This is a genomic window from Pararhodobacter sp., from assembly GCF_036802785.1.
Taxonomy (GTDB): Bacteria; Pseudomonadota; Alphaproteobacteria; order Rhodobacterales; family Rhodobacteraceae; genus Pararhodobacter.
In genome coordinates this window covers 32,301-58,486 of record NZ_DAIRVN010000005.1, presented here as the reverse complement: position 1 = coordinate 58,486, position 26,186 = coordinate 32,301, and the positions used below count along the sequence as shown (strand labels likewise).

Annotated in this window: 27 protein-coding genes and 1 tRNA gene; 12 read left to right on the top strand and 16 right to left on the bottom strand. The window is 64.1% G+C overall.

The genetic code is table 11. The features are described 5' to 3' along the window. Window positions 1-4: 4 nt before the first annotated feature. From V7Q53_RS03730 to V7Q53_RS03695, 8 genes are all read right to left on the bottom strand, one after another. Window positions 5-469 carry a PTS sugar transporter subunit IIA gene (locus V7Q53_RS03730; protein WP_333827035.1) on the bottom strand — a complete coding sequence of 155 codons (465 nt, stop codon included), beginning with the start codon at window positions 467-469 and terminating at the stop codon, window positions 5-7. A gap of 75 nt (window positions 470-544) precedes the next feature. Beyond that, a complete protein-coding gene (gene hpf / locus V7Q53_RS03725) occupies window positions 545-1,108 on the bottom strand; it encodes a ribosome hibernation-promoting factor, HPF/YfiA family (protein WP_333827034.1) in 564 nt (187 codons plus the stop codon). 84 nt (window positions 1,109-1,192) lie between these two features. Beyond that, the gene (locus tag V7Q53_RS03720; RefSeq protein ID WP_333827033.1) at window positions 1,193-2,473 is read right to left on the bottom strand and encodes an RNA polymerase factor sigma-54; all 1,281 of its coding nucleotides are present in this window, start codon (window positions 2,471-2,473) and stop codon (window positions 1,193-1,195) included. Between the two features lie 12 nt (window positions 2,474-2,485). Next, complete coding sequence (lptB, locus tag V7Q53_RS03715; RefSeq protein WP_333827032.1) at window positions 2,486-3,226, bottom strand: LPS export ABC transporter ATP-binding protein; 741 nt, start codon at window positions 3,224-3,226, stop codon at window positions 2,486-2,488. Window positions 3,227-3,232: 6 nt separating this feature from the next. Continuing rightward, complete coding sequence (locus V7Q53_RS03710) at window positions 3,233-3,727, bottom strand: LptA/OstA family protein (protein WP_333827031.1); 495 nt, start codon at window positions 3,725-3,727, stop codon at window positions 3,233-3,235. Between the two features lie 15 nt (window positions 3,728-3,742). After that, window positions 3,743-4,315, bottom strand: a complete 573-nt coding sequence (locus tag V7Q53_RS03705; protein ID WP_333827030.1) for a hypothetical protein — start codon at window positions 4,313-4,315, stop codon at window positions 3,743-3,745. 58 nt (window positions 4,316-4,373) lie between these two features. Next, the gene (locus tag V7Q53_RS03700) at window positions 4,374-4,985 is read right to left on the bottom strand and encodes a ribonuclease D (protein WP_333827029.1); all 612 of its coding nucleotides are present in this window, start codon (window positions 4,983-4,985) and stop codon (window positions 4,374-4,376) included. 35 nt (window positions 4,986-5,020) lie between these two features. After that, window positions 5,021-5,107 (bottom strand) — tRNA-Leu (locus tag V7Q53_RS03695). 226 nt (window positions 5,108-5,333) lie between these two features. On the opposite strand from V7Q53_RS03695, the gene V7Q53_RS03690 reads away from it, so the two are divergent. After that, a complete protein-coding gene (locus V7Q53_RS03690; protein WP_333827028.1) occupies window positions 5,334-6,323 on the top strand; it encodes a complex I NDUFA9 subunit family protein in 990 nt (329 codons plus the stop codon). Between the two features lie 62 nt (window positions 6,324-6,385). Here the strand turns inward: V7Q53_RS03690 and V7Q53_RS03685 are convergent, their stop codons facing one another. Next, entirely contained in the window at window positions 6,386-7,192 is an 807-nt protein-coding gene (locus V7Q53_RS03685) for an undecaprenyl-diphosphate phosphatase (protein ID WP_333827027.1), read from the bottom strand. Window positions 7,193-7,400: 208 nt separating this feature from the next. Between V7Q53_RS03685 and V7Q53_RS03680 the strand changes: the two genes are divergently transcribed. From V7Q53_RS03680 to V7Q53_RS03630, 11 genes are all read left to right on the top strand, one after another. Further along, the gene (locus V7Q53_RS03680; protein WP_333827026.1) at window positions 7,401-8,837 is read left to right on the top strand and encodes an NAD(P)-dependent oxidoreductase; all 1,437 of its coding nucleotides are present in this window, start codon (window positions 7,401-7,403) and stop codon (window positions 8,835-8,837) included. Then, window positions 8,834-9,298: a GFA family protein gene (locus tag V7Q53_RS03675; RefSeq protein WP_333827025.1), complete on the top strand. Its 465-nt coding sequence runs from the start codon at window positions 8,834-8,836 to the stop codon at window positions 9,296-9,298. The genes V7Q53_RS03680 and V7Q53_RS03675 overlap by 4 nt, the downstream gene beginning before the upstream one ends. Further along, window positions 9,295-13,842, top strand: a complete 4,548-nt coding sequence (gene gltB, locus V7Q53_RS03670) for a glutamate synthase large subunit (RefSeq protein ID WP_333827024.1) — start codon at window positions 9,295-9,297, stop codon at window positions 13,840-13,842. Before V7Q53_RS03675 ends, gltB begins: the two co-directional genes overlap by 4 nt. Before the next feature lie 120 nt (window positions 13,843-13,962). Then, window positions 13,963-14,463 carry a Na+/H+ antiporter subunit E gene (locus tag V7Q53_RS03665; protein WP_333827023.1) on the top strand — a complete coding sequence of 167 codons (501 nt, stop codon included), beginning with the start codon at window positions 13,963-13,965 and terminating at the stop codon, window positions 14,461-14,463. Beyond that, on the top strand, window positions 14,460-14,795 hold the full coding sequence (locus tag V7Q53_RS03660; protein WP_333827022.1) for a monovalent cation/H+ antiporter complex subunit F: 336 nt from the start codon (window positions 14,460-14,462) through the stop codon (window positions 14,793-14,795). The genes V7Q53_RS03665 and V7Q53_RS03660 overlap by 4 nt, the downstream gene beginning before the upstream one ends. Beyond that, a complete protein-coding gene (locus V7Q53_RS03655; protein ID WP_333827021.1) occupies window positions 14,785-15,081 on the top strand; it encodes a cation:proton antiporter in 297 nt (98 codons plus the stop codon). Before V7Q53_RS03660 ends, V7Q53_RS03655 begins: the two co-directional genes overlap by 11 nt. Next, the gene (locus V7Q53_RS03650; protein ID WP_333827020.1) at window positions 15,081-16,004 is read left to right on the top strand and encodes a hydrogenase subunit MbhD domain-containing protein; all 924 of its coding nucleotides are present in this window, start codon (window positions 15,081-15,083) and stop codon (window positions 16,002-16,004) included. Before V7Q53_RS03655 ends, V7Q53_RS03650 begins: the two co-directional genes overlap by 1 nt. After that, window positions 16,001-16,291 carry an NADH-quinone oxidoreductase subunit K gene (locus V7Q53_RS03645; RefSeq protein ID WP_333827019.1) on the top strand — a complete coding sequence of 97 codons (291 nt, stop codon included), beginning with the start codon at window positions 16,001-16,003 and terminating at the stop codon, window positions 16,289-16,291. The genes V7Q53_RS03650 and V7Q53_RS03645 overlap by 4 nt, the downstream gene beginning before the upstream one ends. Continuing rightward, complete coding sequence (locus V7Q53_RS03640) at window positions 16,288-17,727, top strand: complex I subunit 5 family protein (RefSeq protein ID WP_333827018.1); 1,440 nt, start codon at window positions 16,288-16,290, stop codon at window positions 17,725-17,727. The genes V7Q53_RS03645 and V7Q53_RS03640 overlap by 4 nt, the downstream gene beginning before the upstream one ends. After that, window positions 17,724-19,187, top strand: coding sequence for a complex I subunit 5 family protein (locus V7Q53_RS03635; protein WP_333827017.1), 1,464 nt, complete (start codon window positions 17,724-17,726; stop codon window positions 19,185-19,187). Before V7Q53_RS03640 ends, V7Q53_RS03635 begins: the two co-directional genes overlap by 4 nt. Then, window positions 19,184-20,821: a complex I subunit 5 family protein gene (locus V7Q53_RS03630; RefSeq protein WP_333827016.1), complete on the top strand. Its 1,638-nt coding sequence runs from the start codon at window positions 19,184-19,186 to the stop codon at window positions 20,819-20,821. Before V7Q53_RS03635 ends, V7Q53_RS03630 begins: the two co-directional genes overlap by 4 nt. 399 nt (window positions 20,822-21,220) lie before the next feature. On the opposite strand, the gene V7Q53_RS03625 is transcribed toward V7Q53_RS03630, so the two are convergent. Genes V7Q53_RS03625 through V7Q53_RS03595 form a run of 7 tightly spaced genes read right to left on the bottom strand, consistent with a single transcriptional unit; the run spans window position 21,221 to window position 26,099 of the window. Next, window positions 21,221-21,574, bottom strand: a complete 354-nt coding sequence (locus V7Q53_RS03625; RefSeq protein ID WP_333827015.1) for a hypothetical protein — start codon at window positions 21,572-21,574, stop codon at window positions 21,221-21,223. Between the two features lie 16 nt (window positions 21,575-21,590). Beyond that, a complete protein-coding gene (locus V7Q53_RS03620) occupies window positions 21,591-21,977 on the bottom strand; it encodes a response regulator (protein ID WP_333827014.1) in 387 nt (128 codons plus the stop codon). Window positions 21,978-21,994: 17 nt separating this feature from the next. Further along, complete coding sequence (locus tag V7Q53_RS03615; RefSeq protein ID WP_333827013.1) at window positions 21,995-22,879, bottom strand: CheR family methyltransferase; 885 nt, start codon at window positions 22,877-22,879, stop codon at window positions 21,995-21,997. Further along, window positions 22,876-23,343, bottom strand: a complete 468-nt coding sequence (locus V7Q53_RS03610; protein ID WP_333827012.1) for a chemotaxis protein CheW — start codon at window positions 23,341-23,343, stop codon at window positions 22,876-22,878. The genes V7Q53_RS03615 and V7Q53_RS03610 overlap by 4 nt, the downstream gene beginning before the upstream one ends. Before the next feature lie 4 nt (window positions 23,344-23,347). Further along, complete coding sequence (locus V7Q53_RS03605; protein ID WP_333827011.1) at window positions 23,348-25,435, bottom strand: chemotaxis protein CheA; 2,088 nt, start codon at window positions 25,433-25,435, stop codon at window positions 23,348-23,350. Next, entirely contained in the window at window positions 25,432-25,812 is a 381-nt protein-coding gene (locus V7Q53_RS03600; RefSeq protein ID WP_333827010.1) for a response regulator, read from the bottom strand. The genes V7Q53_RS03605 and V7Q53_RS03600 overlap by 4 nt, the downstream gene beginning before the upstream one ends. Continuing rightward, window positions 25,809-26,099: an STAS domain-containing protein gene (locus V7Q53_RS03595; RefSeq protein WP_333827009.1), complete on the bottom strand. Its 291-nt coding sequence runs from the start codon at window positions 26,097-26,099 to the stop codon at window positions 25,809-25,811. The genes V7Q53_RS03600 and V7Q53_RS03595 overlap by 4 nt, the downstream gene beginning before the upstream one ends. Between the last annotated feature and the right edge of the window lie 87 nt (window positions 26,100-26,186).

The following is a 26,186-nucleotide window of genomic DNA, read 5'->3' as shown; positions in this document are numbered from 1 at the left end:
CTTTTCAGGCGGCCTTGCTGGCGGGATGAGTGGAGAGGATGGCGTAAAGCTTGTCCGGCTCGGTATTGGCGCGCAGCTTGGTGCATACTGCCGGATCGCGCAATGTGCGCGACACCAGCGCCAGCGCCTTCAGATGCTCTACCCCCGCCTCACGCGGGGCGAAAAGGGCAAAGACCAGATCGACCGGCGCGCGATCCACCGAGCCGTAGTCAAGCGGGCGCTCCAGCCGCAGGAAGACGCCGTGCACCCGGTCAATCCCGTCTACGCGCGCATGCGGAAGCGCAACGCCGTGGCCCACGCCCGTTGGCCCAAGGCTTTCGCGTTCCTGCAACGCATCCACTGCCGGGGCCTCGTCAATACCATAGGCCGCCGCTGCGATCTCGGCGAGATCGAGGAACAGGCGCTTCTTGCTCTTCATGTTGCTGGAGATCCGAACCGCTTCGGGCTTCAACAAGTCGGCCAGCACCATACGCTGCTCCTGTTCTTCATTCCGTGCGGGCCGAAGCCCGGGGCCGTATGCACGGCCCCGGACGGGGCCTGTCATTTATTGCGGGTCAACCCAACCGATATTCCCGTCTTCACGGCGATAGACCACGTTCAGCCCACCATGCCGCTCATTGCGGAAAACCAGCACATTGGCGCTGCTCAGTTCCATCTGCATCACGGCCTCACCTGCCGAAAGCGCGGGGATCCGTGCTTCCATCTCGGCGATGATGATCGGCTGCAGCGTCTCTGGTTCATCACCGGTCGCCCCTTCTTCAGCGGCGAGGATATACGACGAGCCTTCGCCAAAGACAACCGGCTCAGACCGGGCGCGGTGGTCTTTCAGCCGGCGCTTGTAGCGGCGCAGCTGTTTGTCCATTTTCTCGCCACAGGCATCAAAGGCTGCGTAGATCTCGTTCGCCTGCGCCTTGGCCTGCGCGGTCAGCCCCGATGACAGGTGCACCGTTGCCTCGCAGACATAATTATGGGCATCGCGGGAAAAGACGACATGGGCGTCGGTCGGGCGCTGGGAGTATTTCTCCATCACCAGACCGAGTTCCTTTTTGACATGCGTTTGCAGCGCTTCACCGACATCGATCTGTTTTCCACTGATCTGATACCGCATTGGCCTCTCCTTCTTAGGCTGCGGACTGCCTGGACCGGTATGGCGCAGGTGTTTCCGCTTCTGGCAGACCTGTCCTTGTTGCCCTCAGGGCTGGCGGCGGGCCTTTGCGCGGCGGCGCCGCACCGCTGATGAGGGTATGCGCAGGTCTTGTCTGTATTTGGCGACAGTTCGGCGCGCGATGTCAACGCCTTCCGCATTCAGTTGCTGAACAAGCGCTTCATCGCTGAGCGGGCGGGTGCGGGGCTCGGCCGCGATCAGGGCGCTGATGCGGGCCTGAACCTGCCGGGCCGAGATTTCATTGCCCTGCGCGGGAAGCGCGGCGGAAAAGAACACGGAAAGCGGCCAGAGGCGGCCATCGACATCAATGGCCTTGCCCGCCACGGCGCGCCCGATGGTGGAGGGGTGCAGCCCCAGCGCTGCCGCCAGCGCGGCGCGGGTCAGCGGCCTGAGGGCGACGGGGCCATCCGAAAAGAAGCCGGGCTGATTCTCCAACAGCCATATGCCGATGCGGTGCAGGGTCTGCCCGCGCTGATCCAGCGCGGCGAGCAGCGCACGCGCGCGCGCCAGCAGCTCGGGCGCGAAACTCTCGGTGGCGGCACGGCGCACAAGCGAGCTGTCCAGCCGGGCGGCGGGCATGTCGCGGGCAAGGGTGACCGACAGCGCCCCGCCCGCCGCGCGCTCCAGCTTCAGGTCGGCGCGGGTCAGCGTGTCTGGCGCAGGGCTTTCGGCTGTGCCGCTGGCAGCCGTGGGGCGCGTGGAAAGGCCCCGCACAAGTTCGGCACGCTGTTCCGCCACGGCGCGGGGCAGGGCCAGCAGACGCGCGATCGCGGGCCAGTCGCGGGCGACAAACAGCCGCAGGTGAGTGACGGTCTGCGCGGCCTCAATCGGGCTAAGGCCCTTGTCGGCCAGTTGCAGGCGCAGCGATTCGGGCAGGTCGCGCGCCCCCACCCCTGCCGGTTCGCAGCGTTGCAGCGCGGCCAGTGCGGTTTCCAGCAGATCGGGCGGCAGGCCCAGTTCGGCGGCGAGGTCATCAAGGGTGACATCCAGCATGCCATCATCGCGCAACTCGCCCACCAGAAGCTGCGCTGCGGCCTCTACCGGGGCCGCCAGACCCATCAGCGCCAGTTGACTGGCCAGCGAGACCTGCATCGAGGCCTCGCGCGCGGTCAGTTCCTGCGGCAGGCTCTGCCCGGCCGCGCCGGGGGAGGGGTCATGCAGCAGAAAGGGGTTGCGCGCGGCTTCGCGGGCGATTTCCTCGGTCAGCTCCTGCGAGGACATGCGCAGCACGGAGAGCGCGATGCGCATCTGCGCCGACAATGCCAGAGTCTGGCTCTGGCGCAGTTCCAGCCGGGTTCTCAGGGCCATGGGGTGGCCCGTTCAGCGGAAAGTATCGCCCAGATAGACACGCCGCACGTTTTCATCCTGCACCACCTCATCGGGCGTGCCGCTCATCATAACGACTCCATCATGCAGGATATAGGCGCGGTCCACGATCTCAAGCGTTTCGCGCACGTTGTGATCGGTGATCAGCACACCGATCCCGCGTGAGCGCAATTCGCCCACCAGATGGCGGATATCCCCCACCGCGATCGGATCGACGCCCGCGAAGGGTTCATCCAGCAGTACGAAGCCGGGGTTTGACGCCAGACAGCGCGCAATCTCGGTGCGCCGCCGCTCGCCGCCGGACAGGGCCAGCGCGGGTGCGTTCCGCAGATGGGTGATGGAGAATTCGGCCAGCAGCGCCTCCAGCCGGGTTTCGCGCTGGTGGCGGTCGGGGATGGCGATTTCGAGAATGGCCATGATGTTCTCGGCCACGGTCAGGCCCCGGAAGATCGACATTTCCTGTGGCAGATAGCCGATACCCAGCCGCGCCCTGCGATACATGGGCCAGCCGGTGACATCGGTGCGGTCGATGCTGACCCGCCCGCCATCGGCGGGCACCAGCCCGGCCACGCAATAAAAGCAGGTTGTCTTGCCCGAACCATTGGGCCCCAGCAGCGCCACCACCTCGCCGCGATCAAGCGACAGGCTGACATCGCGCAGGACGGGCCGACGCTTGTAGCTTTTGCGAAGGTTATCGACCCGCAAGCCGGTTGCGGGGGGCGCAGGATCGGCCATCAGCGCTCACTCCACGTCGATCAGGGTGCGCACGCGGCCAGACATCCGCCCCGTCCCCGCGCGCAGATCGGCGAAGAAACGCTCGCCTGACAGAACGTTCACGCCCTGCACCAGCACCACATCGCCGGTCATCTCAAGGGTCTGGCCTGACAGCGAATAGACGGCCGAGCGGGCCTCGATAGCCTCGGATTCGGTCACCATGGTGACGCCCCCTTCGGCGACAAGCCGGTCGATGCGCTGGCGTGAACCTTCGCCGGAGGTGCTGTATTCGATGCGCAGGCTTTGCGCCGAAAGCCGCATCTCGCCCTGCGAGGCCACGACATTGCCCAGAAAGGTCGATGCGCCGGTTGCTTGATCAACCTCAAGCGAATCCGAGGTGATTTCAAGCTGGCGTGTCGCCAGATTCATCGACTGGCCCAACCGGAGTTGCATGTCCTGCGCCAAGACCGCGCTGGTGCTCAGCAACATGGCCAAGGTGATTGACAGAAAACTGCGCAGCATCGGCCTCTCCTGGGTCTAGGGTTGGTATATCAAACGCACACCGCCGCCGAAAACAAGCTTATACGCCGCAGGCCCGGTCGTTGCAGCCTCGATCAGCAGATTTCCGGCAGTGATTTCGCCCGCCGGCCCCGCGCCCGTCAGGGTGCCGGGCACCTCGATGCGGGTGTTGTCAAGCAGGCCGGTCATCCGCCCGGTTTCAAGCCGGTAGCCCGGTGAGGCGGAAATTTCGACCGTGCCATCCATGGAAAAGATACCCTGCCCACGGTCCAGCGCACCGGCCTCGGCGCGGGCCTCGATGGTTTCGCCGCGCGGCCCGTCCAGATAGAGTTCAAGCCCCGTGACATCAAAGCGCAGCATGGCAAGCGGATCGGTGCGCACGGTTTCGGTGACAAGGCGCAGCGCGGCGCCGTCATCGGTCACTCCGGCAAAGCGCGCGCCCGAAATGCGCGGGTCGCGCGCCCGCTCTTCGACATCAATCTCCGCCATTTCGATGGCGCGGCTGGTATCGACCGGGCGGGCCAGCAGAAACACCATCGACAGAAGCGCCAGCGCCGTCAGCGGCAGAACCAGCTTGAGCAGGCTAATCATCCGCGAGTACCGTTTGGCATGTAGCAGCGAGCGTATCATGGCGCTGGCCTAGCACAGCTCAATGGGCGAAGATATCGACATCCGGCCAGCCCGCCAGGTCCAGATCGGCGCGGGCGGGAAGGAAATCAAAGCAGCGCTGCGCCAGTTCGCTGCGCCCCTCGCGCGCCAGCATCGGCTCAAGCGTGGCTTTCAGCCGGTGCAGATGCAGCACATCGGACGCCGCATATTCCGTCTGCGCCACGCTGAGTTTGCCTGCCCCCCAGTCCGAGCTTTGCTGTTGTTTGGAGACGTCGACATTCAGCAGTTCCTGAAGCAGGTATTTCAGCCCGTGCCGGTCGGTATAGGTGCGCACCAGTTTTGAGGCGATCTTGGTGCACCAGACCGGCGCTGTCAGCACACCAAAGCGGTGGCGGAGCACGGCGATATCGAACCGGCCGAAGTGGAAAAGCTTCAGCACCGCCGGGTCAGCCAGCATCCGTGTCAGATTTGGCGCGGCGGTCTGATCCTGAGTGATCTGCACCAGATGCGCATGGCCGTCACCGCCGGACAGTTGCACAAGGCACAAACGGTCCCGGTAGGGCAGCAGCCCCATCGTTTCGCAGTCGATGGCAACGACCGGGCCAAGGTCAAGCCCGTCCGGCAGATCATTCTGGTAGAGGTGGATTGTCATGTCATATCCCTTGTTGCCAATTGCGGCGGGGATATTGGTGCCCAGGAGAGGACTCGAACCTCCACGCCCTTACGGGCACTAGCACCTGAAGCTAGCGCGTCTACCAGTTCCGCCACCTGGGCAGGTTGCGTGGAGGGTGATTATCCCCGGCCTGCGGGACTGTCAACGGGGGAGAGAGGGGAAAAATGATCCGCCCGGAAAAGTTTTGCACGGCGCAGGGCTGGTGAGGGCGCGGGGCGGGTGCGGCAGGTGGCGCGGCATGGGCGCGCGGCAAAGGGTTTTGGCTTGTCCGGGCTGGGGTGCGGCGGTATTGAGCAGGGGTAAGGCGACGCAGATGCGGAGGCAGGCATGACGAAACTGGTCACGATCATTGGCGGCTCGGGGTTTGTGGGGCGCTATATCGCGCGGCGCATGGCGCAGGCGGGCTGGCGGGTGCGGGTGGCAACGCGGCGGCCCAGCCAGCACCTTCAGGTGCGCACCTATGGCGTTGTCGGTCAGGTTGAGCCGGTTTTGTGCAACATCCGTGACGAGGCGTCGCTGCGCGCGGTGATCGCGGGTGCCGATGCCGTCATCAATTGCGCAGGAATTCTGGCGGAAAGCGGCAAGAACCGCTTCGCCGATGTTCAGGCCGAGGGGGCGGGCCGCGTGGCGCGGCTGGCTGCCGAGGCTGGTGTGGCGCAGCTGGTCCAGATTTCGGCGATCGGTGCCGATGCCGGGTCTGACAGTGAGTATGCGCGCACCAAGGCTGCCGGCGAAGAGGCCGTGAAAGCGGCCTTCCCCAACGTCGTGATCCTGCGCCCCTCGATCATCTTTGGCACCGAAGACCAGTTCTTCAACCGATTCGCCGGAATGGCCCGGTTTGGCCCCTTCCTGCCGATCGCGGAGGGCAACACGATGTTCCAGCCGGTCTATGTCGATGACGTGGCCAAGGTTGCCGCCATGGCCGCGCAGGGCACGGTTCCCGCAGGCACCTATGAGCTGGGCGGGCCGGATGTGCGCAGCTTCCGCGAGCTTATGGTGATGATGCTGGCCGAGATCCGGCGCAAGCGGGTGATCATCAACATGCCGGGCTTCATGGCGCGTATCGTTGCCTGGAAGCTGAGCGCGGCGCAGTTCCTGACCGCCGGGCTGTTCACCAATACGGTGCTCACCAAAGATCAGCTGCGCAATCTGGCGCGCGACAATGTGGTGTCACCCGGTGCGAAGGGCTTTGCCGATCTTGGGGTTGAGCCGGTGCCGATGGAGCTGGTTCTGCCCGGCTATCTGTGGCGCTTCCGCCCCGCCGGGCAATACACTGCCATCGGCGAATCGGCCAAGGGGCTGCGCCGTCAGGGCTGACAGCGTGGGGTGAGCGGGCAGGGCCTCCTCAGCCCTGCCCGCCGTTTCAGGCCTCGCAATTTTCAGGAATAAACAATCACCAGCAGCACAACGCCCAGAATGATCCGGTAGATCACATAGGGCGTGAAGCTGACCCGGTTGAGCAGCTTCATCATCACCGCCACCGCCAGATAGGCCGCGATGAACGAGAACACGGCCGCGATGCTGGCGTTCAGCAGCAGCTCATCGCTTACCGGGCTGCGCAGAACCTTCATCACCAGCAGCGCGCCGGTGGCCAGTGTGATGGGAATCGACATGAGCATGGCGACGCGCGCCGCCGCATGACGCTCGAACCCCAGAAACCGCGCCGAAGTCATGGTAATGCCCGAGCGTGACACGCCGGGGATCAGCGCAACCGCCTGCCACAGGCCCATGATGACCGCATCGCGCAGCCGCCATTCGGTCGCCGGGCGGGCCTCAGGGCTGTAGCGGTGCGCAACCCAGAGCAGGACGCCGAAGATGATCATCGTCCAGCCGATGATGGCAGTGTTGCGCAGCAGGTCAACCCAGCCGGTCAGCGCCAGCACCGCGCCCACCAGAACTGCCGGGATGGTGGCGATGATCAGCCCGAACGCCAGCCGTGATTCGTATCTGTCACGCTCACCGCGTGCCAGATGCCCCAGCCCGGCCAGCGCCGCGCGTACATCGGCCCAGAAATAGATGACCACCGCGCCGATGGAGCCCAGATGCACGGCGACATCAAGCGCCAGCGCATCGCCGGTCGGCCCGCCCAGTTCGTGCAGCAGCACAAGGTGGGCCGAGGAGGAGATGGGCAGGAATTCGGTGATTCCCTGAACGACGGCAAGGATGAAAAGCTGGAGGAGGGTCATGGGGGCTTCCGGTGTTTTTCGGCACAATAGCGGGCTGTGCGGGGAGGGGAAGGGGGATGATAGGTATCATTCACTGACCTAAAAACAGGGTAAAGTGGCGACTTATTTTATTCAGGAGCCATTTTTCTGCATAATAGGTAACACATGCTGACTTTTCTTTGTTCCGGACCCGGAGTATTCCGTCGCTGTACCTTTGGGAGGGCTCTCCATGGCAACGCAGCGTATGCTTCAATTCGTGACAAAAGCCCGGCAGATGCCCGAGAAACGGGATGCCGCCGACCGGCGCACCGATTTTGGCGAAATCTACCGCGAATACGCCTCTGAAAAGGCCGCTGAGCAGGCAAGCCGGTGCAGTCAGTGCGGTGTGCCCTATTGCCAGACCCATTGCCCGCTGCACAACAACATCCCCGACTGGCTGATGCTGACCGCCGCCGGACGCCTCGAAGAGGCGTATGAGATGAGTCAGGCAACGAACACCTTCCCCGAAATATGCGGCCGCATCTGTCCGCAGGACAGGCTGTGCGAAGGGAACTGCGTGATCGAACAATCCGGCCATGGCACGGTGACCATCGGCGCGGTGGAAAAATACATCACGGATACTGCCTGGGAAAAAGGCTGGGTCAAGCCCATCAAACCGGCGCAGGAGCGGGTGGAAACGGTGGGTATCATCGGCGCTGGCCCCGGCGGGCTGGCGGCGGCTGACCGGCTGCGGCGCGCGGGCGTTCAGGTCACGGTCTATGACCGCTATGACCGGGCGGGCGGGCTGATGACCTATGGCATTCCGGGCTTCAAGCTGGAAAAGCCGGTTGTCATGAAGCGGGTCGAGCAGCTTGAAGCGGGCGGCGTGCAATTCGTTCTCAACTGCACGGTGGGCGAGGATATCAGCTTTGCCGCGATCCGGGGTCAGCATGACGCGGTGCTGATTGCCACCGGCGTCTATAAATCGCGCGATCTTGAGGGGGCGGGGGTTGACCTGCCGGGGATCGAGCGCGCGCTGGACTATCTGACGGCCTCCAACCGCAAAAGCTTTGGCGATGACGTGCCCGAATATGACAGCGGCGCGCTGAATGCTGCTGGCAAGCGGGTGGTGGTGATCGGCGGCGGCGACACGGCGATGGACTGCGTGCGCACCGCCATCCGGCAGGGTGCGGAAAGTGTCAAATGCCTGTATCGCCGCGACCGTGAGAACATGCCGGGCAGCCAGCGCGAAGTGCAGAACGCCGAGGAAGAGGGCGTGGAATTCGTCTGGCAGGCCGCGCCCGCCGGGTTTGTCGGTGATGTGGCCGTGACCGGCGTGCAGGTGCAGCGCATGCGCCTTGGCCCGCCCGATGCCACCGGCCGCCGTGCGCCCGAGGTGATCGAGGGGGCCGACTACATTGAAGAGGCCGATCTGGTGATCAAGGCGCTGGGGTTCGAGCCCGAGGCGCTGCCCAAGCTGTGGGACGAACCCGAACTCTCCGTCACCCGCTGGGGCACGATCCGCGCGGAATACGGCACCCATGCCACCAAGTTGCCCGGCGTCTATGCCGTGGGCGACATCGTGCGCGGCGCCTCGCTGGTGGTCTGGGCGATCCGCGACGGGCGCGAGGCGGCGGATGCGATGCTGGAGTATCTGGCCCAGCCGGTCGCGGTGGCAGCGCAATGAGCGCGCCTGCTGTCCTCAGCACCCGCACGGGCGGTTGCCTGTGCGGCGCTGTCCGCCTCAGCGCCGGGCTGACCTCCCATGAATTCGGCGCCTGCCATTGCGAGATGTGTCGCCGCTGGACCGGCTCATCCCTGCTCGCCATCTCGGTCCCCGAAGTGAATGTTACCTGGCAGGGGGCCGAAAACATCGCCCGCTTCAAAAGCTCTGACTGGGCCGAGCGCGCGACCTGCCGCAAATGCGGATCGCCGCTTTTCTATCACATCACGTTGGACGGGCCGATGGCCGCCAATCTGGAAGTTCCGATCGGCCTGCTGGATGACGCCAACGGCCTGACCTTCACCAGCGAAATCTACATCGACCACAAACCCGACAGCTATGCCTACAGCGGCGACCGACAGCGCATGACGCGCAAGGAAACGCTGGCGCAACTCGGGATCTCGGATGAGGAAGACCTGACATGACCAAGTTTGACGAGAAGTGGGTTGCCGCCGAGGAAGCGAAGCGCCAGTGGCTGGACGAGAACGGCCTCTACAAGGCCGATGATGAGCACGCCTCCTGTGGGGTGGGGCTGGTTGTGGCGATCAATGGCAAGCCCTCGCGCCAGGTGGTGGAAAACGGGATCAACGCGCTGAAGGCCGTCTGGCATCGGGGCGCTGTCGATGCCGATGGCAAGACCGGCGATGGTGCGGGCATCCATGTGCAGATTCCGGTGCCGTTCTTTTATGACCAGATCCGCCGCACCGGGCATGAGCCGGACATGAACCGCCTGATCGCGGTGGGGCAGGTCTTTCTGCCGCGCACCGATTTCGGCGCACAGGAACGCTGCCGCACGATCATCGAATCCGAAGTGCTGCGGATGGGCTATTACATCTATGGCTGGCGCCATGTGCCGGTCGATATCTCGGTGCTGGGCGAAAAGGCCAATGCCACCCGCCCTGAGATTGAGCAGATCCTGATCAAGAACACCAAGGATATCGACGAAGAGACCTTTGAGCGCGAGCTTTACGTCATCCGCCGCCGGATTGAGAAGGCGGCGATTGCGGCGCAGATTCAGGGGCTTTACCTGTGCAGCCTGTCTTGCCGCTCGATCATCTACAAGGGGATGATGCTGGCTGAACAGGTTGCCACCTTCTATCCTGACCTGATGGATGAACGCTTTGTTTCGGCCTTCGCGATCTACCATCAGCGCTATTCGACCAACACCTTTCCGCAATGGTGGCTGGCCCAACCCTTCCGCATGCTGGCGCATAACGGCGAGATCAACACGCTCAAGGGCAACGTCAACTGGATGAAAAGCCATGAGATTCGCATGGCGTCGAACACCTTTGGCGAACTGGCTGAAAGCATCAAGCCTATCATCCCCGCCGGTGCCTCGGATTCGGGCGCGCTGGATGCGGTGTTTGAGGTGCTGGTGCGCGCCGGGCGCAACGCGCCGATGGCCAAGACCATGATGATCCCCGAGGCATGGTCCAAGACGGCGGTCGAGATGCCGCAGGCGTGGCAGGACATGTATTCCTACTGCAACTCGGTCATGGAGCCATGGGACGGCCCCGCCGCGCTGGCCATGACCGATGGTCGTTGGGTCTGCGGCGGGCTGGACCGCAACGGGCTGCGGCCCATGCGCTACGTCGTGACCGGCGATGGCATGCTGATCGCGGGCTCGGAGGCCGGGATGGTGCCGGTGGATGAGATGACGGTGCGCGAAAAAGGCGCGCTGGGGCCGGGGCAGATGATTGCTGTCGATATGAAGGATGGCAAGCTCTACCGCGACACCGCGATCAAGAACAAGCTTTCCGCCAGCCAGCCCTTTGGCGACTGGATCGAAAAGATCGTTGAGCTGAACAGCCTGCTGCGCGAAGTGCCGGAAACCGCCCTGCATCAGGGCGAGGCGCTGCGCCGCCGCCAGATCGCCGCCGGCTACACGATGGAAGAGATCGAGCAGGTTCTGGTGCCGATGGCCGAGGACGGCAAGGAAATGATCGCCTCGATGGGCGATGATACACCGCCGGCGGTGTTGAGCCAGGTCTACCGCCCGCTGAGCCATTATTTCCGCCAGAACTTCAGCCAGGTGACCAACCCGCCCATAGACAGCCTGCGCGAGGCGCGGGTGATGAGCCTGAAAACACGCTTCGGCAACCTCAAGAACGTGCTGGACGAAAGCTCGGCCCAGACGGAAATCCTGGTGCTTGAAAGCCCGTTCATCGCCAATGAGGAATTCGCGGTCATGGCCGCGCAGTTCGGCGACAGCGTGGCCTATATTGACTGCACCATCGGCACGGGAGCGGGCGGCGCTGGCGAGGATGCCTTGCGCGCAGGGTTGACGCGCATCCGCGCCGAGGCTGAGGATGCCGTGCGCTCGGGCGCGGGGCATATCGTTCTGAGCGATGAAAAGCAGGGGCCGGGCCGGGCGGCGATGCCGATGATCCTTGCCACCAGCGCCGTGCATTCGTGGCTGACAGGCAAGGGGCTGCGCACCTTTACCAGCCTCAATGTGCGTGCCGCCGAATGCATCGACCCGCATTACTTCGCGGTGCTGATCGGGTGCGGGGCGACCACGGTGAACCCCTATCTGGCGCAGGACACCATCGCCGACCGCATCGCGCGCGGGCTGCTGGAAGGCAACCTGACCGATGCGATGCGCCGCTACCGCGATGCGATTGACGCGGGCCTGCTGAAGATCATGTCGAAGATGGGGATTTCGGTGATTTCCTCCTATCGAGGTGGTCTGAACTTTGAGGCGGTGGGCCTGTCACGCGCCATGGTGGCCGAGTATTTCCCCGGCATGCACAGCCGCATTTCCGGCATCGGCCTGCACGGTATCCAGCGCAAGCTGGAGGAGGTTCATGCGCGTGGCTGGACCGGCGAAACCGGGGTGCTGCCGGTCGGCGGGTTCTATAAGGCGCGGCGTTCGGGCGAGAAACACGCCTGGGAAGCGCAGACCATGCATCTGCTGCAATCGGCCTGTGACCGCGCCAGCTATGACATGTGGCGCAAGTATTCCGCCGCGATTCAGGCCAACCCGCCCATTCACATCCGCGACCTGCTGGATTTCAAGCCGATGGGCCGCCCGCTGCCCATTGAAGAGGTGGAATCCATCACCGCGATCCGCAAGCGGTTTGTCACGCCGGGCATGTCGCTGGGCGCGCTCAGCCCCGAGGCGCATAAAACCCTCAATGTGGCGATGAACCGGATCGGCGCCAAATCTGACAGCGGTGAGGGCGGCGAAGACCCCGCGCATTTCCTGCCCGAGGCCAATGGCGACAATCCTTCCGCCAAGATCAAGCAGGTGGCCAGTGGCCGTTTTGGCGTGACGGCGGAATATCTGAACGCCTGCGAAGAGCTGGAAATCAAGGTGGCACAGGGTGCCAAGCCCGGCGAGGGCGGCCAGCTTCCGGGCATGAAGGTGACCGCGCTGATCGCCCGTCTGCGCCACGCCACCCCCGGCGTGACGCTGATCAGCCCGCCGCCGCACCATGATATCTATTCGATCGAGGATCTGGCGCAACTGATCTATGACCTCAAGCAGATCAACCCACGCGCCAAGGTCACCGTCAAATTGGTGGCATCAAGCGGTGTGGGGACGATTGCGGCGGGTGTGGCCAAGGCCAAGGCCGATATCATCCTGATTTCCGGCCATAACGGCGGGACGGGCGCCAGCCCCGGCACCTCGATCAAATACGCGGGCCTGCCGTGGGAAATGGGCCTGACCGAGGCGCATCAGGTTCTGGCGATGAACAACCTGCGCGAGCGGGTGACGCTGCGCACCGATGGGGGCCTGCGCACGGGGCGCGACATTGTCATGGCAGCGATGATGGGGGCCGAGGAATTCGGCATCGGCACCGCCGCCCTGATCGCCATGGGCTGCATCATGGTGCGGCAGTGCCAGTCCAACACCTGCCCCGTGGGCGTGTGCACGCAGGATGAACGCCTGCGCGCCAGGTTCACCGGCTCGGCTGACAAGGTGGTGAACCTGATCACCTTCTACGCCCAGGAAGTGCGCGAGATTCTGGCATCGCTGGGCGCGCGTTCGATTGACGAGATCATCGGGCGGGCCGATCTGCTGACGCAGGTCAGCCGGGGTTCGGCGCATCTGGATGATCTGGACCTCAACCCGCTTCTGATCACCGTCGATGGCGCGCAGAACATCCGTTATGACCGGGACAAGCCGCGCAATGCGGTGCCGGAAACGCTGGATTCCGAGATCATCCGCGACGCCGCGCGGTTCTTCGAGGAAGGCGAGAAGATGCAGCTGTCCTATGCCGTGCGCAACACGCACCGCACGGTGGGCACCCGCGCCTCCAGCCATATCGTGCGCCGTTTCGGGATGCGCAATGACCTGCAGCCGGACCATCTGACGGTCAAGCTGGCAGGAAGCGCCGGGCAGTCGCTGGGGGCTTTCGCGGTGCGGGGCCTGAAGCTGGAAGTGTTCGGCGATGGCAATGATTACGTTGGCAAAGGCCTGTCGGGCGGGCTTATCGTGGTGCGTCCGCGCATGTCCTCGCCGCTCAAGGCCAGCGAGAACACCATCATCGGCAATACCGTGCTCTATGGGGCCACGGATGGCGCGCTCTTTGCAGCGGGCCGGGCGGGTGAGCGTTTCGCGGTGCGCAACTCGGGCGCGAAGGTGGTGGTCGAGGGCTGCGGCTCCAACGGGTGTGAGTATATGACCGGCGGTGTGGCGGTCATTCTGGGCGATATCGGCGCCAATTTCGGGGCCGGGATGACGGGTGGCATGGCCTATCTCTATGACCCGGCACGTCTGGCGCAGCCGCTGATCAATATGGATACGCTGGTGAGTTGTCCGGTGACGGTTGATCACTGGGAAGCGCAGTTGCGCGGCCTGATCGAGCGGCATGTGGCTGAAACCGAAAGCGTGAAAGGCGCCGAGATCCTGCGGCGCTGGGATGTGGAAAAGCACCACTTCCTTCAGCTTTGCCCGAAAGAGATGCTGGCGCATATCCCGCACCCGCTGGTCATCGAACAGGCGGCGATGCCAGCCGAGTAACAGGGCCGGGTGAAGCTCAGGCAACGATCACAAACCGCACCCCGGTCAGGAACCGGGGTGCGGTTTACCTTGTTAAGTTGATGGGTTAGCTTTGATCAGAGGGGTTTAACAGGACACCCGATGCTGCCAGCCATCACCAAACGCACCCTGCTGTTCGCCGCGATCTGGGTCATCCTGACCGGGGCCGCGCCGGATGCGCTGCTCTTCGGTATGCCCACCGTCGCGGCCGCGGTGTGGCTCAGCCTGCGGCTGCTGCCGCCGGTCGGCGCGCTGCGGCTGATGCGGGCGCTCGCCATGCTGCCCGGTTTTCTTTCAGGCTCGCTCTCGGGCGGACTTGATGTCGCGCGGCGGGCGTTCAGCCTGCGCCCGGCGTTGCGGCCCGGCTGGGTCGCCTATCCCACGCTGTTACCTCGCGGCGGGCGGGTGGCGCTGGGCGGGGAGTTGTCACTGATGCCGGGCACTCTGGCCGCAGGCTGCGCCGAGGGGCAGCTGCTGGTGCATGTGCTGGACCGGGATGCGGGGTTTGAGGAGGGGATCGCGCGGGAAGAGGGGCGGATCGCCGCGATTGTGCGCCGCCGATCATCCGGCCGATCATCCGACCGAGCGCCGGAAAGGCAATGAACGGCTGGCTCGCCTTTGTTGCGCTGGTGCTGCTGGGTAGCCTGGCGGGTGCGCTGTGGCGGGTCTGGCGCGGGCAGGGGGATGCCGACCGGATGATGGCCGCGCAACTGGTGGGCACGGCGGGCGTGGGCCTTCTGCTGACTCTCTGGGCACTGGGCGAGCGCGCGGCGCTGGATGTGGCGCTGGTGCTGGCATTGCTGGCGGCGCTGGCGGCAGTAGGCTTCGTCAAGGCCGCCAGCCCCGATGGCGCAGGCGATCCTGAGGAGGAAGCGCCGGATGCCGACACCATCGCCAATGTCGCCACGCTGAAAGAACCCGCGCATGAGCCTTGATCTGTTGCGCGCGCTTGCAACCCTGGTGCTGACCGGCGCAGGGCTCGCGTTCTATCTGGCCGGAACGCTGGGCCTGTTGCGCTTCCCCGACACGTTCAGCCGCCTGCACGCCCTGACGAAGGCTGACAATCTGGGCCTTGGCCTTCTGGCGTTGGGGCTGGCGTTTCAGGCCGAGGGCTGGGCCGACGTGGCGAAACTGGCACTGATCTGGGTGCTGGCGCTGTTCGCCGCCGGAACCGTGGCGCAGCTGGTGGCACGCGTGGCGCTGGTGCGGGGCGGGCGCTGATGGCGGTGTTTGATCTGGCCCTGTGTGCGCTGATCCTGCTGGCTGCCACGGCGGCGGTGGCGGGCCCGGGGATGTTTCGCGCCGTGGTGTTCTTTGTCGTCTACGGTGTGCTGATCGCACTGGCATGGGTGCGGCTGGGCGCGCCTGATGTCGCGCTGGCCGAGGCGGCGATCGGCGCCGGGTTGACGGGTATCCTGCTGCTGGGTGCCGTGGGCCGTCTGGCCCGCGCCGGGGCCGATGAACCCCCCGCGCCACTTGTTGACTGGCCGGTGGCAGCGGCGGCAATGGCGGTGGCGGCGCTGCTGGTCTGGGCGGTTCTGTCCATCGTGCCCGGCCCGGGCCTTGCGCCGCAGGTGGCCGGGGTCTTGCCGCGCAGCGGGGTGGAAAACCCGGTGACAGCGGTGCTTCTGAACCTGCGCGCTTGGGATACGCTGCTGGAAAGCGTGGTGTTGCTGGCCGCGCTGATCGGCCTGTGGCCGCTGGCGCAAGGGGGGGCGTGGCAGGAACCGGCAGGCCCCGCGCATCACGCCAGCCCGGGCGGCGTGCTGGCCGGATTCGGCAGGTTGCTGCCGCCGGTCGCGCTGATGGTGGGGGTCTATCTGGTCTGGGCCGGGGCGAGCCAGCCCGGCGGCGCGTTTCAGGGCGGCACGGTGCTGGCGGCGGCAGGTGTGCTGTGTGTCATGGCCGGGCTGGTGCGCGCGCCGGGCATGGCCGCGCCCCTGTGGCGGCTCGCGTTGATTGTGGGGCCTGCGCTGTTTCTGGCGCTGGGTCTGGCGGGCCTTGCCATGGGCGGATTCCTGACATTTCCGCCCGCGCTGGCCAAGGGGATGATTCTTGCCATCGAGATGCTTCTGACGCTGTCCATCGCGGTGACCCTTGCACTGATGGTGCTCGGCCCGCCCGAAAACGGGGGCGCGCGATGATCGTCTATGCCGTGACCGGCGCGCTTCTGGTGGCTCTGGGCCTGTACGGGCTGATCGCCGCGCGCGGGCTGTTGCGCCGGGTGGTGGCGTTCAATGTGGTGGGCTCGGGCGTGTTTCTGATGTTCGGCGCGCTGGGCTGGCATGAGGGGCGCACTGATCCGGTGCCCCAGGCGCTGATCATCACCGGCATCGTGGTGGCTCTGTCCGCCAGCGCGCTGGCGGTGGGGCTGGTGGTGGCCTATGCCCGCGCCACCGGTCGTCAGGTGCTGGAGGATGACGCGCCATGAGCGCCTTGATCACTCTGCTCGCCCTGCCGCTGGCCGGTGCGCTGGCGACAGTGGCCGCACCGCGCCGGGGTGTGGTGATCGCCGGGGCGGTGGTGCTGGCCTCAGTGGTGGCGCTCGCGCTGCTGATCGGGCAGATGACCGGCACAGGCGTGGTGCGGGTGGCCCCGGGCGGCTGGGGTGCTCCGCTGGGTATCGTGCTTGAGGCAGACGGGCTGGCGGTGGTTTTCATGGTGCTCGCGCTGGCGGTGATGGCCGGGGTCTTTGCCCTTGCCGCCGCCATGCCGGGCCTCCCTGCGCCGTTCTGGCCGCTGGCGATGCTTGCCTGGGCCGCGCTGAACGCGATCTTTGTGTCGCGCGATCTGTTCAACCTCTATGTCGGGCTGGAACTGCTGACCCTTGTCGCCGTCGCGCTGGTGGCCACCGGCGGTGACAAGGCGCTTGGGGCGGCGCTACGCTATCTGTTCTTCGCGCTGAGCGGGTCTATTCTGTATCTGGCCGGGGTCGTGCTGACCTATGCCACCCATGGCGTGCTGGATATCGCGCTTCTGGCCGCCGCACCCCGCGCGCCCACTGACACGCTCGCCATGGCGCTGATGAGCGTGGGGCTGCTGATCAAGACCGCGCTTTTTCCGTTCCATGTCTGGCTGCCGCCGGCCCATGCCGCAGCGCCCGCCCCGGCCTCGGCCATGCTGTCGGCGCTGGTACCGAAAGCATCCTTCGTGATTCTGCTCAGGCTCTGGTTCGAGGCGATGCCGGGTGCCGCCGACGCGCGCCTGCTTCTCATGCTGGGGGCGCTGGGCGCGCTTGCGGTGGTGCATGGTGGCATACTGGCGCTGCGCCAGGGGCGGCTGAAACAGATCATCGCCTATTCGACCGTCGCGCAGATCGGCTATCTGTTTCTGGTCTTCCCCCTCGCGGGCGGCGACAGCGTGGCGCAACCATGGGCGGCAGGGGCATGGAGCGGCGTGGTCTTTCAGGCGCTTGGCCACGGGCTGGCAAAGGCGTCGATGTTTCTATGCGCGGGGCTGTGGATTGTCGCCGTCGGCTCTGACCGGCTGGAGGCGTTGCGCGGGCTGGCGCGGGCGCTGCCGATGACCGCCATGGCCTTTGCCATCGCCGCCGTCACGCTGGTGGGCCTGCCGCCCTCAGGCGGGTTCACGGCGAAATACCTGATGATGACCACGGCCTTCGCCTCGGGGCAGGCGGGCTGGGGGCTGGTCCTGCTGGGCGGCGGGCTTCTGGCGGGGGCTTATCTGTATCGCCCGATGGCCGCCCTTTTTGCCCGCGAGACACCGGAGTTTACGCCCGTGCCACGCGCACTGCAGGCGGTGCCGCTGGTGCTGGCCCTGCTGGCGGTTGCCATGGGCCTTCTGTCAGACGGGATCTATGGTTTTGTGCAGATCGGGCGGCCCGGCGCCGCCGAGGCGGGGTTATGAGCGCGCTCCTGCCCGTGGCGATCCTGCTTTCGTCGCTGATCCCGGCGGGGGTGACCTTTTTTCTGGCGCAGGAAAGTCACCGGCTGCGCAATACCCTGTGTCTGGGCGGCGCAGCCGTGAAACTGGCGCTCATCGTGGTGATGCTGGTCGCCGTGGGGCAGGGCGCGGAATATGAGGCGCGACTGAGCCTTGCACCGGGGCTTTTCCTGCTGCTGCGCATCGACGCGCTGTCGCTGCTGTTCATGTCCCTGTCGGCGGTGCTGTGGCTGCTGACCACGATCTATGCGATCGGCTATTTCGGCTCCAAGCCGGATCTGTCGCGCTTTTTCGGCTTCTTCAGCCTGTGCGTTGCGGCCACGACGGGGCTGGCCATGGCGGGCTCGCTGATCACCTTCTTCATCTTCTTTGAGCTGCTCACCCTCTCCACCTGGCCGCTGGTGGTTCACAAGCAGGATGCGAAGTCGCTTGCGGCAGGGCGCAGTTATCTGGCCTTTGCCCTGCCGGGAAGTGCGGTCCTTCTGGTGGCGATCGTCTGGCTGGAAAGCGCCACCGGGCCGGTCGAATTCGCCCGCCCGCCGGACCTGTCGGTTCTGCCCGAGGCCAGCCTGCGCTGGATCTTCGCGCTGTTCATCGCCGGGCTGGGGGTGAAAGCGGCGTTGGTGCCCCTGCATGGCTGGCTGCCCGGCGCGATGGCCGCGCCCGCGCCGGTATCGGCCCTGTTGCACGCGGTGGCGGTGGTCAAGGCGGGGGCCTTTGGCATTGTGCGGGTGGTATATGATGTTTTTGGCATCACCACGGTTCAGGAACTGGGGATGGGCACACCGCTGGCCGTGCTGGCCTCGGTGACCATCCTGTGGGGGTCGCTGCGCGCGTTGCAGCAGGACGAGATCAAGAAGCGGCTGGCGTTTTCAACGGTTTCGCAGGTGTCCTACATCGTGCTGGGCGCGGCGCTGGCGGGGCCCTATGCAACCATCGGCGGGCTGGCGCATCTGGTGCATCAGGGGTTGATGAAGATTACCCTGTTCTTCTGCGCCGGAATCTATGACGAGCGCGCCGGGGTGAAACGGATCGAGGGGCTGAACGGGATGGGCGCGCGGATGCCCGTGACCTCGGTCTGTTTCTCGCTGGGCGCGCTGGGGATGATCGGCCTGCCGCCGATGGCCGGGTTTGTCAGCAAGGTCTATCTGGGAATCGGTGCGTTGCAGGCCGATGCGCCATGGGTGCTGGCCGTGCTGGCGGGCTCCACCCTGCTGAACGCGGCGTATTTTCTGCCGCTTCTGTACCGGCTGTGGTTTCTGCCCGCCGCTGACGATGCCGCAGGCGATGAGCGTGCGCCGATGCTGGTCTGGCCCGCCGCGGTGACGGCGCTCGCCTCGCTGGCGGTGGGGGTCTTCGCGGCCTCCGTGCTGAGCCCGCTGGGCTGGGCCACGCTGATCGTCATGCGGGAGTATCTGCCATGACCCTCTGGACCGGCCCGTTTCTGCCCCTCGCCGCGCTGATCTGGCCGCTGCTGCTGGGCCTTTCCATGGCTCTGCCCCGCCTGCGCCCGTATGCCCTGCGCCTGTTGCTGCTCGCCCCCTTGCCGGCGCTGCTTCTGGCACTGACCGGACAGGAGGCCACCACCGGCGCGCCCGAGGTGCTGCTGGGGGTAACGCTGGCGCTGACCGAGGCGGGGCGCCTGCTGCTGGGCATGACGGCGGGGTTGTGGCTGGCCGCGGGCCTCTTTGCCCAGTCCATGGCGGGCGGGCGTAATCTGGCGCTGTTCGCGGGCTTCTGGTGCCTCACGCTGGCGGGCAATCTGGGCGTGTTTCTGGCTGCGGATGTGATCACCTTTTATGTCGCTTTTGCAGCCGTCTCGCTGGCGGCATGGGTTCTGGTTGTCCATGAGCGCACGGCGGAAGCCCTGCGGGCAGGGCGGCTCTATATTCTGCTGGCGGTTGTGGGCGAGGTCTGCCTGCTGATGGGGTTTCTGATCGGCGTGCAGGCGGCGGAAAGCTTTGTTATCGCCGATATCCGCGCGGCGCTGGCGGAGGCGCCCCTGAGGGCGGTGGCCGTGGCGCTGATGGTTGCGGGTTTCGGCATCAAGGCGGGGATGGTGCCGCTGCATATCTGGTTGCCCCTCGCGCATCCGGCAGCGCCGGTCGCGGCATCGGCGGTGCTGTCGGGGGCAATCGTCAAGGCGGGTCTGGCCGGTTTCTGGCTGTTCCTGCCGCCCGGTGCTTTCGCTGAGGGGTTGGTGGTGTTGGGGCTGGCGGGTGCCTTCACGGCAGCGCTCTGGGGCGTGACGCAGATCAATCCGAAGGCGGTGCTGGCCTATTCCACGGTCAGCCAGATGGGGCTGATGCTGGCGCTGATCGGCGGCGGAGTGGCCCCGTTGTCGGTTGCGTTCTATGCGCTGCATCATGGGCTGGCCAAGGGGGCTTTGTTTCTTTCGGTAGGGGCAGTCAAGGGTGCTGTCGGTCGCGCCCGATGGCTGATGCTGGCCATGGCAGGGCTGGCGGCCCTGTCGGTTGCAGGCCTGCCCCTGACCGGCGGAAGCGCGGTCAAAGTCGCTGCGAAATCCGACCTCTCCGGTGCTTTGGCGCTGGGGGTCACAGCGACGGGCGTGACCACCGGGCTGGTCATGGCGTGGTTCTTGCTGCGCCTCGCCCGCTCCGGGGCGGGGCCGTCGCACAGGCTGGTCTGGCAGCGCCTGCCAGTCATCGCGCTGGCACTGGCGGCTCTGGCGCTGCCCTGGATGCTCTGGCCGCCGGGCATCAATGTTGCGCCGGGATATGCGCTGTCCGGCGCAGCCCTGCGCGACGGGTTCTGGCCGCTGGCCGTCGCTGCGGCACTCGTGCTGCCAGCAAAGCTGTTTCGCTTTGCTCCACCTGTGCATCGCCCGGGCGGCATGCTGGCGAAATTGCCTGTACGGGGGCGTCCCTTCGGCGGGATTTCCAGCATCGACACTGGCCTGGCCGCAACGTCTGCGTTGCGTGTTGCAGGGCGTGTGGGCTGGCTGGCTGAGTCTGTCGAGAGGGCGCTGATACGGTGGCGCTGGTCTGGTTTGGGCGCGGTGATGGCATTTCTTGCACTAACCCTGATGATGCAATGAGCTGTGTGGAGCAGTCTTCTTGCAAGCGCCCGCCGGACGACTACCACCGGGGCCGGGGGTGGAGAGGCCGAGCCAGATCGCTCCGCTTCGGCAGCGCTTGATCCATCGCTGCCGGAGCCGGCAAGGCCTTGCAAGGCACCGCATGGCCCCCACCCGTTTGGAACCTCTGGCTGCAGCCTGCGCGACGACGCGGTCACGGTCCGATCAATAGAGACGCCTGAAGAGCGGTATGGGCAGGAGCGGTTTGGGCAACGGAAAAGCGCCGTACTGCTGCCCCGGCCTATGTCAGCCGGAACTTTCCTGTCAGAACGGGAATTTACTGGCACCATCCTCTCGCGATGTCCTTCTTTGGCTCGAGCAGGAACGATCTCAGCGCGCAGGGGCATCACGCGCGTCTCGTCAGAAAAAGCAAGTGTCATGGTTGTTTGGGCGTAGCGCAGTGCCATCCGGATACGCCACGCCAGCCAGATCTCGCGCCAGGTCACGAAGTGGCAGCGGCTCTGCTGCCAGGACCGGATCAACAACGACGGTATCGTTAAATTGACCTGCAAGGCTGCCAGCGTAATGCGTGAGGCATTCCAGCGACTGGCGGAGAAGATCGACTCTTTGCAGGGCAGTCAGTGCTTCACCATCCATGTCGGTGGCAATCGGTAGCCTGCCTATCGCGCGATCAATGGCTGCGGCGAGGCTGGCAAGACGGTCCAGCTCCTGCGCCAGGTTGACAAGGACTGTTCCGAGAGGTTGGCTGTTCATTGCTTTGCATTCCCGTTCAAAGCTTGCCGACGACGCGCTCGATACAGGCTTTCAGGCTTTCAGGCGAGAACGGCTTCTTGATATAATTGTTCATGCCCAGTTCCTGACCGCGGCGCAGCACCACCGGATCGGTAACGCCGGTGACCAGAATGAACCCGATCTTCTGGGTGGCGCGGTTTCGGCGTAAGCCCTCCAGCAGTGTGAGGCCGTCGGCGCCCGGCATATTGAAGTCCGACACCACAAGATGCACCGGCTTGGCGATCAGGCGCTGGAATGCAGTATTGCCATCGGTCGCAAAATCGATGTTGCGGATTCCCATCCATTCCAGCGCCTGTATGATGAGCCCACGGCTGGTTGCCATGTCATCGACAACCATTACATGCAATTGGTTCTTAATACTCATCCTCATACTCCTATGTGTCAGGGGTCGGCGACAGACGCCGCGACTGCGACCTCGGTGCGGCGGTACTGCGTTATCCCGGTCGTCGCAAAATATCGTTCAGCAGCACGCCCGAGACGCTCGGAATGACCGATGAACAAATGGCCGCCCGGTGGGATCAGGCTGGCGAAGCGCTGCCAGAGCTTTTCTTGCGTGGCGGAGTCGAAATAAATAACCACATTGCGGCAGAAAATTACATCGAATGCACCGCGGATCGGCCAGTGTCCCACGAGGTTCAACGGCGCGAAGGTTATCAGGTCTTTCAGCGCTGGCGTGGCTTCGTAGGTCCCCGCGGACCCCGAAAAATAGCGGGCGCGGCGACCTGCAGGAACCCCAGCCATGGCACTGTCCGAATATCGTCCCGCACGTGCTGTCGCTAACACATGCGGATCGATGTCAGTCGCCAGTATGCGAATGTCGAGCGCGGCTGCGTCCGGGCACAGTTCAAGAAGTTCCATCGCAAGGCTGTAGGGTTCTTCGCCGGTAGAGCAGCCCGCAGACCAGACCCGAACCCGGCCCCGTCCGCGTGCCCTTTCGATAAGGCCGGGATAGATCTGCTTTTCCAGCGACCGGAAATGATGATCCTCCCTGAAGAACTTGGTTACGTTTGTGGTCAGGGCAGAAATCAGTTTGGCACGCTCATCCGCGCCGTCTTCTGATTGCACCATTCGGCAGTATTGCGCGAAATTGCGCAGGCCCAGGTCACGCAATCGTCTGGTCAGGCGGGAAACTACAAGACCCCTTTTTGCATCGGCCAGCACGATTCCGCTCTCGTCGTGGACGAGTTTTGCCAAAGTGGCGAATTCGCGGTCTCCGATCGAAAGCTCTGGGGAGTCTCCGAAGGAAGCCTGAAACGATGCAGTCATACCAGGTCTCTGCCGTTCGCGGGAAGAACCTTGGACAGGTCGATTTTCCGGATCATTTTTTCCTGCGCGACAACCACACCCGAAATATAGGCACGGGCGGATTCCGAGGCGATTTCCGGAACGGGTTGCATCGCCTCATCGTTGACCGTGAGGATATCGGAAACCACTTCCGCCAGCAGACCGATGGTCTGCGTGCCGATAACAGTGATGATGATGACATCCCTCGGCCCCGGATCAATCATGCCAAGACCAAGACGTTCTGATAGATCCACCACCGGAACGACCGATCCACGAAGATTGATCACACCTTTCACATAGCGTTGCGCATGGGGGAGGATGGTGGTTTCAGTCCAGCCACGAATTTCACGGACTGACATGATATCAATGCAGAAGTCCTGTCCCGCGACACGAAAAGTGACGACTTCACGGTCAGCTGCACGCGTTCCTGTTATATCATCGAGCATTGTTTTATCCTGCAGAAAGGAATTGAAGTTCTCCCCCGGCGTGGCCGGTGGCATCCCGTATGATCCCGTCGGGATCAATAATGAGCGCTATGCGCCCGTCCCCAAGGATCGTGGCAGCAGCGACACCGTTCACATGGCCGTAGTTGCTTTCCAGACTTTTTATCACGACCTGCCGCTGGTCCTGGATCCCGTCAACGATCAACGCGCAATGCCGGTTGTTGTCGGTTTCAACGAGCAGCAGAACCTGGTTGTCGAGCACTTCGGGGGCGGATCGAAAGCCGAAGACTTCCCCGAGGTCGACAATCGGTACGAGCCGCTCACGATTTACCACAACACGCCCTTCTTGGCCGATTGGGTGAATTTCAGCTGTCTTGGGTTGAAGCGTTTCCTGGATCGCGGTGATCGGCACGACCATGGTCTGCCCTGCGACTTCGATGACCATGCCCTCCAGTACGGCGAGGGTGAGGGGCAGGCTGATTGAGAAAGTCGTGCCCTCGCCGGGGTTGGATGTGATCGACACACGGCCGCCAAGGGCCTGCACTTCGCTGCGGGCGACATCGAGCCCGACACCGCGACCGGAGAGGGCGGACACCTCTTCTTTGGAGGAAAAGCCGGGAAGGAAAAGGAGATTGTCGATCTCTGTCGGGCTCAGGTCGGCATCGGGAGAAACGAGGCCCTTTTCTTCCGCGATCTTGCGAACTCTCGCACGGTTGATACCGCCGCCATCATCCGAGATGTCGATCATTACGCGGCCTGACCGATGTGCGGCAGACAAAATCACGGTACCCTCGTCGGGCTTGCCGGCCGCGCGCCGGGTCTCGCTGTCTTCGAGACCGTGATCGACGGCATTGCGGATCATGTGGGTCAATGGATCGACCAAGCGCTCGATCACGGTCTTATCGACTTCCGTGTGTTCACCCTGTGTTACGAGGCGGACACGCTTCTTGGTCGCGATACCAGCCTCGCGTACGATCCGGGACATCCGCTGGAACATGGGCTTGACGGGCTGGGCGCGGATGGCCATCACGCCTTCCTGAATTTCCCCGGCGAGTTGCTTGAGGCTTTCCAGCCCGACCGAGACTTCGTTCTCGGAAGGCAAGGCTATCTTGGTAATCGATTGCGAAAGCATTGCCTCCTTGATGACCAGTTCGCCGACCAGATTGATGAGCTTGTCAACGCGCTCAAGATCAACCCGGATCGTGGCACTGGTGTTCCGGTTTGAAGGTTCTGTGCGCACTGCAGCAGGTTGAGATTTCAGCGTGGGGCGCGTTTCCGACAGGAGGCTCGTGGCGGAAGGATCAACCGCTTCGAGAAAAGAGAGTCCGGGGCCTGCAGGGTCTGCCGGGGGGGCCGTTTCTTCTGAGATCTCGAGGCGACACATGCCTTCGACGAACTCAAATGCATCGGTGATTGCTTCGAGGGTCTCGTCGCTTTCAAGAGCCAGTTTCCAGACGAGATGCGGTCTTGTGCAATCCAGCTCGGAGAAAGGGGGGAGAGCGGAGCTGTCAAGCGTGACGGTCAGTGCGCCGAGCCGGGAAAGGGAACGAAAAAGCAAAGCAGGTTCATTGCCGGACCGGAACAACTCAGGCCAGGGTTCAAAAGTGATCTGATAGCGACCAGAGGCAACCGGCCCGAGAGATATGTCAAGATCCAGCCCCATGGGCTGAAAATCATGCGTATCCATGGCCTCCTCTGCGGGTGCGGTGCCTATCACTTCGTTGAGTTCCGAATGCAGTTGAGCACCGACGGAATCCTCCAGCGGGGCCCCGTCCCGGGCGGCGGCAACGAGGTCTGCGAGATGGTCGCCGCAGCGCTGAAACAAACTCAGGACCTCGTCCTCAAGATCGAGCTTGCCTGAGCGCAACCTGTCGAGCGCCGTTTCAAAGTGATGGGCGAAGCCCACGAGCGCATCGAGACCGAAGGCACCAGCGCCGCCCTTGATGGAGTGAACTGCGCGAAAGACTGCATGAACGGTCTCCATCTCATGCTGATCATCCGCCATGAGGCGAAAACCATCATTCATGGCTTCAAGAAGATCTTCGCATTCCTGATAAAACGATTCTCGGAAGTCATCAGATATGACAATACTCATGCTTCGCCTCTCGAGACTGCGACGCGCTCAATGGCTGCGACGAGTTTGACTTCGTCAAATGGCTTGACGATCCATCCGGTGGCACCTGCGGCGCGCGCGCGGGCTTTCAGTTCCGGTGCGCTTTCAGTTGTCAGGACAAGGATTGGCAGGTTCCGGTTGTTGTGCGACCCGCGAACGGCCTCGATAAAGCCGAAGCCATCGAGTCGTGGCATGTTGATGTCGGTAATCACAACATCAGGGCCGGTCTCCAACAGTTTCTGAAGACCGTCTTCTCCGTCCTCAGCCAGATGAACATCGAAGCCTGCCTGATGCAGCGCGGCGCTCAGAAGGTTGCGCATGGTGCGCGAGTCATCCACTGCCAGCACTCGCAGAGTCATTGCAGCACCTCTGCGGTTTCTTCAATTCTCAGGCTTGAAGCGGCGACACCGAGCAGACTGATGCCGTCAAGGAATGCCGCGGAGGGATTGATGATCTGGAATGACTTTCCGTCGTCCTGCCATTGCCGATACGAGGCGAGCAGTAGTTGCAGGGCGAGTGCGCCCAGAAACGTAACCTGACCGGCGTCCAGCATTACCGAATGCCCGCGCATTTGCGTGAACTCCGATGCGAGATGCTCTGTTGCCAAACTGTCCAGACAGGCGGCGAGCTTGAGCGATCCTTTCATTTTCTGATCCCTGATAGAGCGGAACACGGGTTTTTCGGCGGGTTCCGGTTGCAGTGAATTTTGCGGAGCGTGGAATTGGGGGCATAT

Bases quoted from the DNA above. Each gene is read 5' to 3' on its own strand.
- V7Q53_RS03625 (WP_333827015.1), bottom strand. From the start codon at position 21,574: ATGAACAGCCAACCTCTCGGAACAGTCCTTGTCAACCTGGCGCAGGAG.
- V7Q53_RS03675 (WP_333827025.1), top strand. From the start codon at position 8,834: ATGAGCGCGCCTGCTGTCCTCAGCACCCGCACGGGCGGTTGCCTGTGC.
- V7Q53_RS03680 (WP_333827026.1), top strand. From the start codon at position 7,401: ATGGCAACGCAGCGTATGCTTCAATTCGTGACAAAAGCCCGGCAGATG.
- V7Q53_RS03710 (WP_333827031.1), bottom strand. From the start codon at position 3,727: ATGCTGCGCAGTTTTCTGTCAATCACCTTGGCCATGTTGCTGAGCACC.
- V7Q53_RS03620 (WP_333827014.1), bottom strand. From the start codon at position 21,977: ATGAGTATTAAGAACCAATTGCATGTAATGGTTGTCGATGACATGGCA.
- V7Q53_RS03705 (WP_333827030.1), bottom strand. From the start codon at position 4,315: ATGATTAGCCTGCTCAAGCTGGTTCTGCCGCTGACGGCGCTGGCGCTT.
- V7Q53_RS03610 (WP_333827012.1), bottom strand. From the start codon at position 23,343: ATGCTCGATGATATAACAGGAACGCGTGCAGCTGACCGTGAAGTCGTC.
- V7Q53_RS03665 (WP_333827023.1), top strand. From the start codon at position 13,963: ATGCTGCCAGCCATCACCAAACGCACCCTGCTGTTCGCCGCGATCTGG.
- V7Q53_RS03690 (WP_333827028.1), top strand. From the start codon at position 5,334: ATGACGAAACTGGTCACGATCATTGGCGGCTCGGGGTTTGTGGGGCGC.
- V7Q53_RS03615 (WP_333827013.1), bottom strand. From the start codon at position 22,879: ATGACTGCATCGTTTCAGGCTTCCTTCGGAGACTCCCCAGAGCTTTCG.
- V7Q53_RS03600 (WP_333827010.1), bottom strand. From the start codon at position 25,812: ATGACTCTGCGAGTGCTGGCAGTGGATGACTCGCGCACCATGCGCAAC.
- V7Q53_RS03660 (WP_333827022.1), top strand. From the start codon at position 14,460: ATGAACGGCTGGCTCGCCTTTGTTGCGCTGGTGCTGCTGGGTAGCCTG.
- hpf (WP_333827034.1), bottom strand. From the start codon at position 1,108: ATGCGGTATCAGATCAGTGGAAAACAGATCGATGTCGGTGAAGCGCTG.
- V7Q53_RS03635 (WP_333827017.1), top strand. From the start codon at position 17,724: ATGAGCGCGCTCCTGCCCGTGGCGATCCTGCTTTCGTCGCTGATCCCG.
- V7Q53_RS03720 (WP_333827033.1), bottom strand. From the start codon at position 2,473: ATGGCCCTGAGAACCCGGCTGGAACTGCGCCAGAGCCAGACTCTGGCA.
- gltB (WP_333827024.1), top strand. From the start codon at position 9,295: ATGACCAAGTTTGACGAGAAGTGGGTTGCCGCCGAGGAAGCGAAGCGC.
- V7Q53_RS03655 (WP_333827021.1), top strand. From the start codon at position 14,785: ATGAGCCTTGATCTGTTGCGCGCGCTTGCAACCCTGGTGCTGACCGGC.
- V7Q53_RS03640 (WP_333827018.1), top strand. From the start codon at position 16,288: ATGAGCGCCTTGATCACTCTGCTCGCCCTGCCGCTGGCCGGTGCGCTG.
- V7Q53_RS03605 (WP_333827011.1), bottom strand. From the start codon at position 25,435: ATGAGTATTGTCATATCTGATGACTTCCGAGAATCGTTTTATCAGGAA.
- V7Q53_RS03630 (WP_333827016.1), top strand. From the start codon at position 19,184: ATGACCCTCTGGACCGGCCCGTTTCTGCCCCTCGCCGCGCTGATCTGG.
- V7Q53_RS03645 (WP_333827019.1), top strand. From the start codon at position 16,001: ATGATCGTCTATGCCGTGACCGGCGCGCTTCTGGTGGCTCTGGGCCTG.
- lptB (WP_333827032.1), bottom strand. From the start codon at position 3,226: ATGGCCGATCCTGCGCCCCCCGCAACCGGCTTGCGGGTCGATAACCTT.
- V7Q53_RS03730 (WP_333827035.1), bottom strand. From the start codon at position 469: ATGGTGCTGGCCGACTTGTTGAAGCCCGAAGCGGTTCGGATCTCCAGC.
- V7Q53_RS03650 (WP_333827020.1), top strand. From the start codon at position 15,081: ATGGCGGTGTTTGATCTGGCCCTGTGTGCGCTGATCCTGCTGGCTGCC.
- V7Q53_RS03685 (WP_333827027.1), bottom strand. From the start codon at position 7,192: ATGACCCTCCTCCAGCTTTTCATCCTTGCCGTCGTTCAGGGAATCACC.
- V7Q53_RS03595 (WP_333827009.1), bottom strand. From the start codon at position 26,099: ATGAAAGGATCGCTCAAGCTCGCCGCCTGTCTGGACAGTTTGGCAACA.
- V7Q53_RS03700 (WP_333827029.1), bottom strand. From the start codon at position 4,985: ATGACAATCCACCTCTACCAGAATGATCTGCCGGACGGGCTTGACCTT.